The sequence below is a fragment of the Ectothiorhodospira haloalkaliphila ATCC 51935 genome (assembly GCF_000633935.1).
Classification (GTDB): Bacteria; Pseudomonadota; Gammaproteobacteria; order Ectothiorhodospirales; family Ectothiorhodospiraceae; genus Ectothiorhodospira; species Ectothiorhodospira haloalkaliphila.
Genome location: NZ_KK214998.1, coordinates 922,535 through 936,316, shown reverse-complemented (window position 1 = coordinate 936,316; position 13,782 = coordinate 922,535). Strand labels below are relative to the sequence as shown.

Genomic DNA, 13,782 nt, shown 5'->3' with positions numbered 1-13,782 from the left:
AAAAGGCCTGCATCAGCAACTGCGGGCCCGCCTCCTTGTAGTCAAAGCGCTCCATCCAGCTATCGGCATGTTCACGGAAGAATTGCTGGAAGGCACGTATCAGCCTGGGCACGTCCAGGCAATGGACGGGGGTGAGATACCAGACAGTTTCCTGGTTGGGAATGCGCACCTGCGTGGTCCAGGTCAACTCCCGGGGGATGACTTCTCGGTAGATACGATTGCTGATGCGCACCCGGGGGCGGACCTCGATCAGACCCAGGTCGTGAACGTATTCCAGATCGTCCAGGGGGAGTTGCTCCAGCCCTTCCTCATCAGAGGCCAGCAACTCACTGATCACGCGGCAAACGCGGGGCTCTCGCAACTTGTCCGCCAACTGGTCCAGGTGCGTGGCCCGGGACTGGATCAGGGCCTCCCGGGCCGCCCGGTAGTCCTCCAGGGACAAGGGGCGGCTGCGGTCGCGGGCCGGTTTGAAGCGCCAGGTGAGTTCATAGCCCAGGGCATTCACCAGCCAGGGCTGGCCGTGGGTGTCTTCCCATAGCTCCTGGAAGATGGTCGGATCAAAGGCCTGACCCGTCTCGTCGGTGTGCTGCTGCCACAGGGCCTGGCACTCTTCTTCGGTGAAGTTGCCCATGCGCAGCGACTCGGCCTTGATGTTGAAGGCACTGCCGCCAGTGATCACCTGAGCCCCTTCCTGGTGCAGGCGGTAATCCCGTACATCGCGCACACCACACAGCACGATGCTCTGGGGGAAGGCATCCGGTCGCTGCGGATAGCCGGCGCGGATCTGGCGCAGCAGCGAGATCAGGGTGTCGCCCACCAAGGCGTCCACTTCGTCCAGGAACAGTACCGTGGGGCGATCGCATCCAAGCGACCATGTTTCCAGCAAATGCGTCAGCAGATCCTGGGCGTTGGTGTCCTGATGCTCCCTCAGCCAGCGACTCGGAGCGTCGTTGCCCAGATAGTGGTTGATGGATCGGGCAATGGCGCTGCAGGCTGCATGGATGCCGAGCGTCGAGTCGCCACGCGCGGCCTGGGCGCCCTCGATATTGGCATAGGCACAGGCATAACGACCCTGCGCATTGATCGCCTGCATCATCGCCAGCAGCGTGGTGGTCTTGCCTGTTTGCCGTGGAGCGTGGAGCACGAAATACCGCTTCTGCTCGATCAGTGCCTGCAGATCCTCCCAGTCGATGCGACTCAAAGGATCAATGGCATAGTGATCGGCAGGGACCGTGGGTCCGGCATTGTTGAAGAAACGCGGCATAACCGCAGTATAGGACGGAATCTGTCTGGTAAACCAATGCCTGCGTACAACAGACAGGGACAGGCCTGTTGGAGAAAACGCTGCAGCAGGGCTGATGCAGGAGCGGGCCTGCCCACGAAGACGTTCGGCACCGCGCTTCAGCTCCATGCGCTCCGCTTTTCGCCGCCCTGGCCGGCTCCCACGGTGTTATCACCTTGACTTGCTGCTTGCTCCGGACGAGAAAAACAATAGATAATGCTTCTCATTACGATTCACTGAAATGAGGAGAAAAACATGCGAGTGGCCATCTACTTTGGAACCACCAGTGGCAGCACATTGCATGTGGCAGAAATGATCCGGGATGCCCTCCAACCCATGTCGGTGGATCTGCTGGATGTGGCTACCCTCGACAATGCCCACAGCATGACGGACTACGATCTGCTCATCTGGGGGGCGCCCACCTGGGGTTACGGGGATCTTCAGGATGACTGGGAGGATTTCATCGACCACCTGGACGACGTGGATCTGTCGGGCCTGCCGGTGGCGTTGTTCGGCCTGGGCGATCAGTATGGATACGGTGAGGTGTTCGTGGATGCCATGCGCATCCTGCACGACAAGGCCCAGGCTCGCGGCGCAAGAATTCTTGGTTACTGGCCGATCGATGAACACTACGACTTTGAGCACTCCCTGGCCGTGATCGACGACCATTTCTGCGGTCTGGCCCTGGACGAAGACAACCAGAGCGAATTCACCGATGCCCGCGTGGCCACCTGGTGTCGACAGCTTCAGGCGGTGGTCTTCCCCTGACAGCCCCCCCACCCGCAGCCACGTGCCGCGGGTGGGTATGGCGGCTGCTACTGCTGCGCCGCGGACCTGGCCTCCTCGGACGTGATCCCGCCCCAGGTCATCACCATATTGATGTCCGGGGTGCCAAAAAGCGTTTCGAATGATTTGGTGGGCAAGGTCTCCACCATCTCGTCTTGCAGCGACTGACGCCGCGCCTCCAGCTCGGGCGTCATTTCCCCGGCGCGACGAAGGGTTCGCAGCTCAAACCAGTCCTCGGGCCAGAGTTGCGGGTCCAGGGCAACCGTGACGGTCTGCATGGTGGATTTGCGCAACAACTGAATGCGGAAACTCTCCACGGCGTGCTCCATCCCCGCCGGTCGCGGCGTGCGCGACTCGGGCTTCTCGCTCACCAGCACCAGATCCAGTGCATCGGTCACTCCACCCATGGGTGCATGACTCAGCACCAGAAGATCGTTGGCCCGAGCGATCTCATCCTCCCCAAAGAGCAGGTCCAGACCATATTGCAGGGCCAGAAAGCCGACTGTGGCCGGACCGCATGGGTAGCCATGGTGGTCCAGCACCTGCGCCAGGCTGATGCTTCTGGCGACCCCGTCGGGGTGGATGACGTGTATGGGGGGGTGATCCTTCACCACCTGGGGCAGGTCATCGGACACGGCCTGTTTCAGCGGTAGCCCGGCCAGCAGGATGATGCACAGGGCAGAGGCAAGCACGAAACGACGAGGGGATGAATGCATGGACGATGCTCCTTGGGTAGGTGAAAACAACTTGCAATGAGTCACTGCTCGAATCTCTCCCGGTCGTGGAGCCTGTTCGTTCCCTGTGTGTGCGCCACAGCCTGCTGCCTGGAGGCTGGCAGAGGCGGATTCGCCCGGTTCATCCGGCGCCGGTTCGAGTAACGGGCGCCATGGGGCGTCGTCTTGGGAGATGAACGGCAGGAGAGCCAGCAGCAGGCATCGTTGCGTTTCCGTCAAGCCAGGGTTACGGGTGATGTGATCCTCGCCGTGGGATCACATGGGTAACCGTTGCATGTGGCTGGCTGCGGGCTGGCTGATGATGCAAACGGGAATGGTTAACATTCTTGCATCATTCATCGAATGAGACAAGCACGCATGAATGGCAGATGGCCGGTTGCATTGTGCTGGAACAAAAACACTTGTGAGCGCCCATGAACTCTGATAGAAATGGGAATGATTCGCATTATTTTGTTTCCAAAGGAGGATCTCATGCCCCAATCTGCCCCCCAGCCGCATCCATCCAGCCCCCTGCGCCAACGTCTCGCCGAGGAACCGGGCGTCGTGCTGGAACAGATCGCCCATGAGGAGAACATCAGCCTTCTGGAGGTGGTGCGCTGCCTGCCTCAAAACCACTGGACGGAGGTCAGCGGGCGACACTACCTCAACGTCCTGTCCGCCCTGCCCTCCTGGGGAGAGGTGACCACGGTGCTGCACACCGCCGACGTCATCATGGAGTTCAAGGGCCCGTTTCCCTCCGGTCGGACCGGGCATGGCTTCTACAACCTCCAGGGCAAGACCGGCCTGTCGGGTCACCTGCGTCCTGAGCGCTGTCAGCACATCGTGTTCATGGAGCGCCCCTTCATGGGCATGGAGACGGCGTCCATCCAGTTCTTCAATGGTGAGGGAGAGGGGATCTTCAAGGTCTTCGTCGGTCGCGATGAACAGCGCCAGCTGCGGCAGGATCAGCTCCAGCACTTTTCCCGACTGCGCAACACCCTGACCGCCCTGGATCACGTCGAGCGGGAGGCCTCCGCATGAAGCCTGTCCTGATCTTCGGCGCCACCCGGGGCGTGGGGCTGGAAGTGGCCTACCGCTTGCGTGGGCGCAACCAGCCCGTGCTGGCATTGGTAAGGCCCAACAGCGAGCCCGCTCCCCTCAAGACCCTGGATGTCGAGATCATTCCGGGTGATGCCACCTGCTCCGGGGATGTGGAGCGTGCCTTCATGGCCCTGGGCACCGATGGGATCGTCATTTCCACGCTGGCCGGCAGGCTGGACGACGGCACCTACGTGGACGAGACCGGCAATCAGACGGTCATTGACGTGGCCCGACGCTATGCCCCCGAACGCCTGGTGCTGGTGACCGCCATTGGTTGCGGAGAGATGATGCCCTATCGCTCCGAGCAGGCCATTGCCGCCTTCGGGGATGTGGTGGAAGCCAAAACCCGAGCCGAGGACTACCTGCGCACGTCCGGCCTCCCCTACACCATCATTCGCCCGGGAGGCCTGCTATCCGCACCGGCCACCGGTCGGGCGATCCTCTCCACCAGGCCCACCATACACGGGATGATCACCCGGGCCGACGTGGCTTGCCTGATCGAGCGTGTGATCGATGAACACAATTCACTGGGCAAGGCTTTCGCAGCCGTGGATCTGGATCACTCACGACTTGATCCGGATCCGAGCAAAGATTCTCACGCCGAGCCCCTGACACCTTGACAACGTAATGATAATAATTATCATTCATTAAAGATTTGCCCAGCCCGCCAACGCCCCTCCCGGGCCAGGTAGCCAGCCAGGCCGCTTGTACCACAAGCATCCCGTGACCCCGACTCCATCGCCTGGAGGGCTTTCATGCCGCAACACCGTCATGCCATTCCTGTCATTGCCGCCTCCTTGACGCTGGCATTGCCCGCACACGCCGACACCCGGCCTGATCACGAACAGGTGGCCTCCCTCACCCTGCCCAGCATCATGGTGGAGTCCACCCGGGTACCGACGGCCCTGGATCAACTGGGGGCCCCCGTCGCCGTGCGTGACAGGGCCACCCTGGACCGGGATCAGGCAGCGGACCTGGCGGATGTATTGAATCGCATGCCGGGGGTGGATACCAGCGGCGGGCCCCGTACCACCGCCCTGCAACCCGTGATCCGCGGCCTCGGTGGCGAGCGGGTGGTCATCCGGGTGGATGGCGCGCGTCAGAATTTTGCTTCCGGTCACAAGGGCCGGGTGTTCCTGGATCCGTTTCTTCTGGAGCAGGCAGAAGTGCTGCGCGGGCCGTCCTCCAGCCTGTACGGCTCGGGTGCCCTGGGTGGCGTGGTGAACTTCCGCACCCGCGACCCGGAGAGTTTCCTGGGAGACGATGCCTTCGGCGGCCGCATCACCGCGGGTTACCAGGATCAGGGCAGCCAGCAACTGCTGTCGGCCATCGTGGCCGGACAGGGTGAGCGGGGCTCCTGGCTGGGCAGCATACTCCAGCGGGATCAGTCCGACCTGGAGGACGGCGATGGCGACACCATCCGTTTCACCGGCGATGACATCACTTCCGGGCTGATCAAGGGCACGCTGCGTCCCGCACCGGACCATCGGCTCACCCTGAGCCTGCAGGGATTCCGTGATGACCATGAGATCCCGTCCAATGCCACGGCCTCGGGTACCGGCGGTGGCTCGGCCGGCATCATCGTGGATCGCCGTACCGATAGCCGCACCCAGACCCTGCGCTACCAGTTCACCCCGGACAACGACTGGGTGAACCTGGACGCCACCGTTTACGGCAACCAGGTGGAACTGGAGGAGACACGGGTCGACACCGACCGGTACGACGAGACCCGGCTGCGAACCGTGGGCCTGGACATGACCAATACCACCTGGCTGCGCACCGGCGCGGTGGATCACGAGTTGCTTGTCGGGCTGGAATATTACCGGGACCGTCAGCGGGGACGGCGTGACGGAGATCGGCGGCCCCAGTATCCCGATGCCCGCCAGGAGACCACCGGTGTGTTCATCACCGACCGCATCCTGATCGGTGAGCGTTGGGAGGTCTCTCCGGGGCTGCGCTACGACCGGTTCCACAAGGATGCCGACGATCAGCCCTCCATCACCGAATCGGAATGGTCAGGGCAGTTGACGGCCACCTTCATGGTGGCCCCGGGCTGGGATCTGTTCGGTGGCTATTCGGAGGCCTTCCGGGCCCCATCCCTGACCAATCTCTATGTGGGCGGGGTGCATTTTGGCAACAACTTCTTCGAGCCCAACCCAGACCTCAAGCCCGAGAAGGCCCGCAACAAGGAACTGGGACTGAGCTACCACGGGCAGGGTATCTGGCAGGCCCAGGATCAGGTGCGGGCCCGGCTATCCATCTACCAGAACGATGTGGAGGACTTCATCGATCAACGGGTGGAAATGGAAATGCCTGCGTTCGGTCCTCCCATTCCCGGCGGTCGCACCTATTTCGAGAACGTCGAAGATGCCCGTCTGCGCGGCCAGGAACTGGAATTCCAGTATCTGAACCCCGACTACTTCGTGGCCATGACCGCCAGTCGCATAAGCGGGGATAACCGCACCGACGGGGAACCGCTCTCCGGCATCCCCGCGGACAGTCTCAGCCTGGAGGGTGGCATCCATGTCATGGGTGGGCAGCTCACCCTGGGTGGACGTCTGACCCGGGCCTGGTCCCAGGATCGCGTCCCCGATGAGGGCGAGTCCACCGACGGTTACACCCTCACGGATCTCTTCATGACCCTGCAGCCCAAGGCGGCCGGCGAGCGTCTGCGACTGGATTTCGGCATCGACAACGTCACCGACAAGGCCTATCGCCCTCACCTCGCGGCCATCAACGACCCCGGCCGCAACGTGAAGATCCAGGCCAGTTACCGATTCTGAACACGGCATGTCCCTCAACAGGAGACAACCCACATGTCACGCATCATTCACACCCATGAAACATCCGCCCTGAATCACGTCACCGCCCGTGGACTCCCGGGCCAGGAGTCACGCCATGCATCGTCGTGACCTGTTGCGCTGGCTCGGAGGCGGTGCCCTGGGCATGATCTGCGGACCGCTGGCGGCCAAGCCCGCCTGTGCCGCCCACGACATGTATGTGGACGGGGGCCTGGTGGCCATCGGCGGGGGCCTGACGGAAACCATCTTTGCCCTGGGGGCCGGTGACCAGGTGCTGGGCGCGGATACCACAAGCACCTACCCGGAGCCCGCCAACGCCCTCCCCAGGGTGGGCTACCAGCACACGCTCACCCCGGAGAGTATCCTCTCCTTGCGGCCCGACGTCCTGATCCATGACGGTAGCGCCGGCCCGAGCACCACTCTGGAGCGTGTGGCCGGGGCAGGCGTCAAGCTGCTCACCGTCTCCGGGGAACCCAGCCTCAACGGCTTCAAGATCCGGGTGGTCACCCTGGGGTGCTGGCTGCGTGCCGAGGCCCGCGCCATGGAAATCATCCGGTCCGTGGAGGCGGACCTGGACGAGGCCCGGAAGATCCAGACCGATCTGGGCCGTCCGCCCCGGCTGGTCCTGCTCATGGCCCATGGCCAGGGTAATGCGGTGGCCGCCGGTCGCGATACCAAGGCAGATGCCCTGGCGCGCCTGTGCGGGGGCGAGAACGTGTTCCAGGATTATTCCGGTTATCGGCCCGTGTCCCGGGAAGGTGTCATGGCCCGGCGACCGGATGCCCTGATCATCTCCGGAGAGGCGGCGGCAGACTTTGGCGGCTCGCTGTCCCGGGTGCCCCAGTATGTGGGCGACACCCTGTTCCTGCTGGGCTTTGGCCCCCGACTGGGGGAGGCCGTGCTGGATGTCAGTCGCTTCCTGAACCAGGGCCTGGCCGGCCACCCCGTGGGCATCGGGCACTCATGAGCGCCGTGGCTCCCGAATGGGTGCGGGCCAGCCCGACCGTGAAGCCGGAAGGCTCCCGGTCCGCCCGTGCGCGCCTGGTGACCCTGTCCCTGATCCCGGCGGTGATCCTCGCCGCCATGCTCGGACTCACCACCGGTGCCGTGGCCATGACGCCCTGGGATGTACTGCGCATCCTCACCGGGCAACTGGACGATCCCTTCCTCCACGAGGTGATCTTCAATCTCCGGCTGCCACGGGTGCTGGTGGCCATCACCGTGGGCGCTGCGCTGGCCATGAGCGGCGTGGCCCTGCAGGGGTTGTTCCGTAACCCCCTGGCCGACCCCGGCCTGATCGGCGTGTCGGCCGGTGCGGCGCTCGGGGCCGTGGCGGTGATCGTGCTGGGCACCACGGTGCTGGCCCCCCTGGTTCTGCCCCTGGGGGTGCTGGCGCTGCCCCTGGCGGCCTTCGCCGGCGGCCTGGCGACCACCTGGCTGGTGTATCGCCTGGCCAGCCGGGGGGGACATACCTCGGTGGCCACCCTGCTGCTGGGCGGCATTGCCATCAACGCCATCGCCGGCGCCGCCACCGGCATGCTGGTCTACATGGCCGACGATCAGCAACTGCGCACACTGACCTTCTGGAACATGGGGTCCCTGGCCCATGCAGGCTGGGCCCTGTGGGCGGTCAGTGCAGGCTTCGTGGTGCTGGCCCTGGCCGCCCTGCCCTTCATCGCCCGCGCCCTCAACGGCCTCATGCTCGGCGAATCCGTGGCCACCCATCTGGGTTTCCCGGTACACCGCATCAAGACCCTGGTGGTGATCACCGCTGCCCTGGCGGTGGGCGCCTCGGTGGCCATCGCCGGCATCATCGGTTTCGTGGGACTGGTGGTGCCCCATCTGCTGCGCCTGACCATTGGCCCGGACCACCGCTATCTGCTGCCCGCCTCGGCCCTGGGTGGCGCCCTGTTGCTGCTGCTGGCCGATGCCCTGGCCCGCGTGATCGTTTCTCCGGCGGAACTGCCCATCGGGCTTTTGACCGCCCTGCTGGGCGGCCCCTTCTTCCTGTGGCTGTTGATGCGTCAGCAGGGGAGGCTTGGATCATGAACTCCCTGCTTCATGGGCGATGGCCCCTGCCCGCCGCCTGGCGGTCCCCGACGGTCCGCCCGTCGCCCATGCCGGCGCAGGCGCCCTCGGACACGGGCATCCAGGTTCGTGATCTTCGGGTGGAACGCCAGGGCCGCACGCTGGTGGACAGGGCCCATCTGGATGTGGCACCGGGCACGGTGCATGCCCTGGTGGGCCCCAATGGTGCCGGCAAGAGCACCCTGCTGTCGGTGCTGGCGGGCGAAACGAGGCAGAACCACGGCCAGGTGACCTGGTCGGGACGGCCCCTGGATGACTGGTGCCCCAATGCCCTGGCCCGCTGTCGCGGCGTGCTGCCCCAGGAGGCGGTGGTCACCTTCCCGCTGACCGCCTGGGAAGTGGCGGAAATGGGCCGCCTGCCCCACCGCACCCCGGAACGGGATACCCCCATCGTGCACGAATGCCTGGAACGGGCCGGGGTGCTGCATCTCTCCGGTCGGGATTATCGCAGCCTGTCCGGCGGCGAACGCCAGCGGGTGCAAATGGCCCGGGTCATGGCCCAGGTGTATGAAACCGGCCCACAGCGCCCCGGGGTGCTGCTGCTGGATGAACCCACCTCGGCGCTGGACGTGCGTCATCAGCTGCGACTCATGGAGTTGCTGAGAACCGACGCCGCCAGGGGGCGCGCCATTCTGGTGGTGCTGCACGACCTGAATCTGGCCGCCGCCTTTGCCGATCGCATCACGATCCTCGAGGGCGGTCGCATCGCGGACAGTGGCGCCCCGCGGGATGTCCTTGTGCCCGCCACCATCCGCCGGGTCTGGGGCGTCGACTGCGTGGTGGAAACGGACAAACACACCCAGTGCCCCTGGGTGCGGTTGCGATATGGCACCCCCAAACCCCAATGCGAGCTGGAGGCTTCGCCATGATTGCCCATCCAACGCGTTCCCCCCAAGCCACCTCCCACGGTCACGGAACCCCCGAGGGCCGTCCTCCGCTGCATTACGAGAAGCGGCTGCGCAGCCACCACGACGCCCTGGCCCCCCTGCATGGCCTCTCGGACGGTGCCGTGACGCTGGGCGAGCACCTGGACGGCCGTGAGGCCGACGCAAGGCCCCGGGCCATCTACGTGCACATCCCCTTCTGCCGAAAGCTCTGCCATTTCTGCAACATGCGGCGCATGAAGGGCGCACCCGATGACACCTATACCGAACGCCTCCTGCGTGACATGGAAGCCCTGACTCGCCTCCCCTATGTGGCCGATGGGCGCTACGGCGCCATCTATTTTGGTGGCGGCACCCCCAGCACGCTCAGCGCGGCGGCCTTCAAGCGCATCCTGGCGGGTCTGAAACAGCACTTTCAGCTCACCGATGATGTGGAAATCACCCTGGAGAGCAGCGTTACGGAACTCACCGAGGAGAAACTTCAGGCCTGCATGAACGCGGGCGTGAATCGGGTCAGCCTGGGTGTGCAGACCTTCCATGATGCCGGGCGCCGCCTGCTGGGCCGCAGCGGCAACGGCCAGTGGATCGCCGAACGCATTCGCCGTTACCGTGCCCTGGGGCTGGACAACCTCGGGATGGACCTGATCTACCACTACCCGGAGCAGACACCCGAGGATCTGGCGGCCGATCTTCACAGGATTGCCGAACTGGACCTGGCCGGTTTTTCCTTTTACGCGCTCATGGTGAGCGACAAGAGTCGGCTGGCCCACCAGCATCCCGAATGGACGACACAGACGGCGGAGAGCCTGCGCCGGGAGTGGGGGCTGTTCAGGCAGATCATGGAGCACGCCCATGATCAGGGGTTCCAGTTGCTGGAGCTCACCAAACTGGCGCGTCCCGGGCGGGACCGCTACCGCTACGTGGATTTGCGCTACCAGGGAGGCGATACGCTGCCCCTGGGGGCCGGTGCCGGTGGCCGGCTCGGCGGCATGATGTTGATGAATCCCCTGGCACCGGAAGCCTATGAACAGGCGGTGAATCACCCGGGCGAGCGCCAGGGGCTGGCCACCCGGGATCCTTACCCGGCCTTTTACCGTTTTATCGGCGGTATTCAGTTCGGGCAGGTGGACCTGAGCCTCCTGCCGGCCCCCTGCCGGACAGCGGTGGCGGCCGTGTGCGCCGAACGCACGGCCCAGGGCCTGCTCACACCGGTGGACGGCGAGCGCCTGATCCTCACCATGGAGGGCGTGTTCTGGGGCAACAATCTGGCCGCGGAACTGACCGCCACCGCCATCAACGCGTGGCAAAGGGGCACCGACCAGGCCGACTGAACCGCCTGCCACGCAGCAGCTATCCCTTCATCCTCGGTCACCGCCGCCCATGGCGGCATCATCCGCTGGAAGGCCGCTGGCCTTTCAGCTTTTTACCTGTCCGTCCCTTCTGGAGGAGCAACGCATGAAACAATACCAAGAAGACCATTCCCCGCGCCGTCGTCTGTCCGGGCGCCCTGCCGGGAAACTGCTCATGTCACTGCCCTTGATCGGCGCCTTGGGGCTGGCTGCCGGGCCGCAGGCGGTATCCGCGGACATGCTGCAAAGAGCCACCGAGGCAGGCTGCATGGGATGTCATTTCGTGGATCGGGATCATCCGGTCGGGCCCAGTTACCAGGACGTGGCGGAGCGCTATCGCGGACAGAATGTCACGGACAAGCTGGTGGCAAAGGTCAGGGAGGGGGGTTCGGGTGAATGGGGGCAACAGTTCATGACCCCCAACGCCTGGGTGGATGATCATTTCGGCGAGGGCACCCTGGAGAGCCTGGTGGAATGGATTCTGTCTCAATAGCCTGAACGAAAAGGAGCGGCTCAACCCTTTCGGGCAGGCCGCTCCTCTATCTCGTAGGTTTGTCTTGTCACTTGAGCCGTTTCCGCAATCAATCACCTCCTGCCAGGTTGGGTGGGATGGCCCCTTGAGGGCGATGAAACGCGCGGGGTGCGCCAGAAAAAAGTGCCGCCGACCTCAACGGGAAAAAAAGCCGGCAGCACCCCGGTGCCTGACATCAAATGTAACTGATTCTCATTATAGTTAATTCGCACTACCTGTCAACCTTCCAATGCCATCTTACTCAATAAAATGATTTTCATTCATCATATTGAAGAGTGTGGCCTGAAAGGGCATGCTTGAGCCATGAACCTCATCGTCGCATCCATTCCCGGGCGCCTGCGTCTGCGTGACAAGGGCCTGCAAGAATCCTCCACGCTCAGGACGCTGGAATCCCTGTTCCAGGATCATCCCGCCGTGACCGGGTTGAGGGGCAACCGCCGGGCCGGCAGTCTGGTGGTGGAATATGACGTGGCACGCCTGCCCAGGGCACGGATGGAGCAGGAGGCCCTGGAGATCGCCCGACCTCATCTGGGCATGCCCCCTGCCGCCCCCGGTGCCAAGCGGAGCACGCCGGCACGCCCACCCCGTCGCCGGGGACCGCGTCCGTTGCGGATGCGGGTGAACCGGGTGGCCAAGGTGGCCATGCTGGTCAGCCTGGGCGTCTCCCTGGCGGTGGCGGAATTAAGGCCTCGGGGATGGAAGCACTGGCATGCCACCACCGGCTGGGCCTTCGTGGTGGCACTGGCCGTGCACCTCTACGTGTATCGACGTCATCTGGTGCGATAGCCCGGGGTGAGGCGGGCGCCTCACCCCGGGCCACCCTCACTTGCGATGGGCGGCTTCCGGGGCCACCGACGGCGCGCGGGCCGGTGCGGCTGAAGGAGACGCCGATCTGACTCCGCGACGTGCAAACCTGAGCAAGGCCGTCGCACACAGGATCAGCACCAGCATGGGCCCGAAGGGCTGGTCCACGGCGACCGCCACGACGAAGGCAATCACATAGGCCACCACCGCCAGCCCTGCGGCAATGATCAGCACGTTGCGCCAGCCCTGGGCCACCCCCCAGGCCACCCAGGCGGGGATGAAGAGCAGCGCGAAGGCCGCCATCACACCAAAGGCCGTGGTGGCCACAGCAACGATGGCCACCACCAGCCAGTCGAAGGCCACCCGGTGCCGCCAGGCGGGAATGCCGTTGGCGGAGAAATAGTCCGGGAAGAAACGGTCCATGAGCAGGCGCTGGCTCAGCCAGGACATGCACAGCGTGCCGATCACCAGCAGGGCCAGAGCGCCCAGCAAATGGGCCTGGCCAGTGAAGTACAGCTGCCCGTCCATGAGGGACTGGCCCACCATCTCTCCATGGGCACTGAAGGATCCGGCCACCAGGGCCACACCCCAGCCCAGCAGGATGAAGATGACGAAGTGATGATTGCCCGGGTTGGCCAGCAGCCCCTTGACCGTGGCCACCAGCCCGGCCGCGGCCAGGGCACCGAGCATGACGGGGGCATGGAGCACCACGGCCACCACCGCCCCGGCGGCGGCCACCTGGGCATAAGCCAGGGCCGCCAGCCACTCCTCCCGCAGGCGCAGATACACGCCGGCAATGGCGGCCACCGGTGCCAGCAACAGACCGGTGATGAAGGGCAATCGAAACAGGGGGTCAAACAGTAATTCCAGCATCAGGCACTCACCGAGACAACGCGGGAACAGATGGCATCGATGAAGGATGCCTCGTGACTGACCACCAGGATGGTGCGGCCCGCCTGATCCTTGCGGATGAGGTTGACCAGCGCCTCCACCGTGGCGGGATCCAGGTTATTCGTGGGCTCGTCCAGCAGCACCACCTCCGCCCCGCTCCCCAGGCAGGCCCAGATCTGCAGGATCTGGAACTGCCCGCCACTGAGCTGATCCACGCGACCGTCCAGCAGCCGGGCGATCTGCGGTGGTGGTGTCTGGCGAGAGGCCCCGGTGAGGGTCACCAGGTCATGACCGGAGAGGGGGCATTCAGCCGGTCGAACCGGCTGCTGGCGATGATGGGCCAGCTCAATGCCGGGCGCGGTTTCCAGTCGGCCCCGAAAGATCCTGGCGTGCCCGGTGATGGCCTTGATGAGGGTGGACTTGCCCGCCCCATTGCTGCCCAAAAGCCCCAGGACCTCGCCACGAAAAAGTTCAAAGGTGACGGGGCCGACCACCGGGTGTTCATACCCGGCGACGACCCCGTGGCACCGCAACAAGGCTTCACTCTTCAT

Annotated in this window: 14 protein-coding genes; 10 read left to right on the top strand and 4 right to left on the bottom strand. The window is 64.5% G+C overall.

Translation table 11 applies throughout. The features are described from left to right. Nucleotides 1–1,264: AAA family ATPase (locus ECTHA_RS18180; protein WP_035369598.1), on the bottom strand; the 1,264-nt coding region annotated here is incomplete at its 3' end. A gap of 273 nt (nt 1,265–1,537) precedes the next feature. Here ECTHA_RS18180 and ECTHA_RS0112140 point away from each other — a divergent pair. Next, entirely contained in the window at nt 1,538–2,050 is a 513-nt protein-coding gene (locus ECTHA_RS0112140; RefSeq protein ID WP_025282933.1) for a flavodoxin, read from the top strand. 47 nt (nt 2,051–2,097) lie between these two features. Here the strand turns inward: ECTHA_RS0112140 and ECTHA_RS0112135 are convergent, their stop codons facing one another. Further along, complete coding sequence (locus ECTHA_RS0112135; RefSeq protein WP_025282934.1) at nt 2,098–2,784, bottom strand: hypothetical protein; 687 nt, start codon at nt 2,782–2,784, stop codon at nt 2,098–2,100. Nucleotides 2,785–3,273: 489 nt separating this feature from the next. Here ECTHA_RS0112135 and hutX point away from each other — a divergent pair, with 489 nt between their 5' ends. The 9 genes from hutX (at nt 3,274) to ECTHA_RS0112090 (ending at nt 12,322) form a co-directional block, all read left to right on the top strand. Next, nucleotides 3,274–3,822, top strand: coding sequence for a heme utilization cystosolic carrier protein HutX (hutX, locus tag ECTHA_RS18175; RefSeq protein WP_025282935.1), 549 nt, complete (start codon nt 3,274–3,276; stop codon nt 3,820–3,822). Further along, nucleotides 3,819–4,502 carry an SDR family oxidoreductase gene (locus tag ECTHA_RS0112125; RefSeq protein WP_025282936.1) on the top strand — a complete coding sequence of 228 codons (684 nt, stop codon included), beginning with the start codon at nt 3,819–3,821 and terminating at the stop codon, nt 4,500–4,502. The genes hutX and ECTHA_RS0112125 overlap by 4 nt, the downstream gene beginning before the upstream one ends. 135 nt (nt 4,503–4,637) lie before the next feature. After that, nucleotides 4,638–6,665, top strand: a complete 2,028-nt coding sequence (locus tag ECTHA_RS18170; protein WP_025282937.1) for a TonB-dependent hemoglobin/transferrin/lactoferrin family receptor — start codon at nt 4,638–4,640, stop codon at nt 6,663–6,665. A 115-nt stretch (nt 6,666–6,780) separates the two neighbouring features. After that, nucleotides 6,781–7,650 carry a heme/hemin ABC transporter substrate-binding protein gene (locus ECTHA_RS0112115; protein WP_025282938.1) on the top strand — a complete coding sequence of 290 codons (870 nt, stop codon included), beginning with the start codon at nt 6,781–6,783 and terminating at the stop codon, nt 7,648–7,650. Further along, the gene (locus ECTHA_RS0112110) at nt 7,647–8,732 is read left to right on the top strand and encodes a FecCD family ABC transporter permease (RefSeq protein ID WP_025282939.1); all 1,086 of its coding nucleotides are present in this window, start codon (nt 7,647–7,649) and stop codon (nt 8,730–8,732) included. Before ECTHA_RS0112115 ends, ECTHA_RS0112110 begins: the two co-directional genes overlap by 4 nt. Beyond that, nucleotides 8,729–9,640, top strand: a complete 912-nt coding sequence (locus ECTHA_RS18165; protein WP_238984784.1) for a heme ABC transporter ATP-binding protein — start codon at nt 8,729–8,731, stop codon at nt 9,638–9,640. The genes ECTHA_RS0112110 and ECTHA_RS18165 overlap by 4 nt, the downstream gene beginning before the upstream one ends. After that, nucleotides 9,637–10,986 carry a coproporphyrinogen-III oxidase family protein gene (locus tag ECTHA_RS0112100; protein WP_025282941.1) on the top strand — a complete coding sequence of 450 codons (1,350 nt, stop codon included), beginning with the start codon at nt 9,637–9,639 and terminating at the stop codon, nt 10,984–10,986. The genes ECTHA_RS18165 and ECTHA_RS0112100 overlap by 4 nt, the downstream gene beginning before the upstream one ends. Before the next feature lie 124 nt (nt 10,987–11,110). Then, entirely contained in the window at nt 11,111–11,497 is a 387-nt protein-coding gene (locus ECTHA_RS0112095) for a c-type cytochrome (protein WP_051582648.1), read from the top strand. 342 nt (nt 11,498–11,839) lie between these two features. Next, nucleotides 11,840–12,322, top strand: a complete 483-nt coding sequence (locus tag ECTHA_RS0112090; RefSeq protein ID WP_025282943.1) for a hypothetical protein — start codon at nt 11,840–11,842, stop codon at nt 12,320–12,322. A 36-nt stretch (nt 12,323–12,358) separates the two neighbouring features. On the opposite strand, the gene ECTHA_RS18160 is transcribed toward ECTHA_RS0112090, so the two are convergent. Both ECTHA_RS18160 and ECTHA_RS0112080 read right to left on the bottom strand, forming a co-directional pair. Then, nucleotides 12,359–13,213 (bottom strand): metal ABC transporter permease, encoded by an 855-nt coding sequence (locus tag ECTHA_RS18160; protein ID WP_025282944.1) that lies wholly within the window; start codon nt 13,211–13,213, stop codon nt 12,359–12,361. Beyond that, nucleotides 13,213–13,782: an ATP-binding cassette domain-containing protein gene (locus ECTHA_RS0112080; RefSeq protein WP_025282945.1), complete on the bottom strand. Its 570-nt coding sequence runs from the start codon at nt 13,780–13,782 to the stop codon at nt 13,213–13,215. The genes ECTHA_RS18160 and ECTHA_RS0112080 overlap by 1 nt, the downstream gene beginning before the upstream one ends.

Coding starts and splice junctions, on each gene's coding strand:
- ECTHA_RS18160 (WP_025282944.1), bottom strand. CDS start 13,213: ATGCTGGAATTACTGTTTGACCCCCTGTTTCGATTGCCCTTCATCACC.
- ECTHA_RS0112110 (WP_025282939.1), top strand. CDS start 7,647: ATGAGCGCCGTGGCTCCCGAATGGGTGCGGGCCAGCCCGACCGTGAAG.
- ECTHA_RS0112100 (WP_025282941.1), top strand. CDS start 9,637: ATGATTGCCCATCCAACGCGTTCCCCCCAAGCCACCTCCCACGGTCAC.
- ECTHA_RS0112115 (WP_025282938.1), top strand. CDS start 6,781: ATGCATCGTCGTGACCTGTTGCGCTGGCTCGGAGGCGGTGCCCTGGGC.
- ECTHA_RS0112140 (WP_025282933.1), top strand. CDS start 1,538: ATGCGAGTGGCCATCTACTTTGGAACCACCAGTGGCAGCACATTGCAT.
- ECTHA_RS0112135 (WP_025282934.1), bottom strand. CDS start 2,784: ATGCATTCATCCCCTCGTCGTTTCGTGCTTGCCTCTGCCCTGTGCATC.
- ECTHA_RS0112090 (WP_025282943.1), top strand. CDS start 11,840: ATGAACCTCATCGTCGCATCCATTCCCGGGCGCCTGCGTCTGCGTGAC.
- ECTHA_RS0112080 (WP_025282945.1), bottom strand. CDS start 13,782: ATGAAGAGTGAAGCCTTGTTGCGGTGCCACGGGGTCGTCGCCGGGTAT.
- hutX (WP_025282935.1), top strand. CDS start 3,274: ATGCCCCAATCTGCCCCCCAGCCGCATCCATCCAGCCCCCTGCGCCAA.
- ECTHA_RS0112095 (WP_051582648.1), top strand. CDS start 11,111: ATGAAACAATACCAAGAAGACCATTCCCCGCGCCGTCGTCTGTCCGGG.
- ECTHA_RS18165 (WP_238984784.1), top strand. CDS start 8,729: ATGAACTCCCTGCTTCATGGGCGATGGCCCCTGCCCGCCGCCTGGCGG.
- ECTHA_RS0112125 (WP_025282936.1), top strand. CDS start 3,819: ATGAAGCCTGTCCTGATCTTCGGCGCCACCCGGGGCGTGGGGCTGGAA.
- ECTHA_RS18170 (WP_025282937.1), top strand. CDS start 4,638: ATGCCGCAACACCGTCATGCCATTCCTGTCATTGCCGCCTCCTTGACG.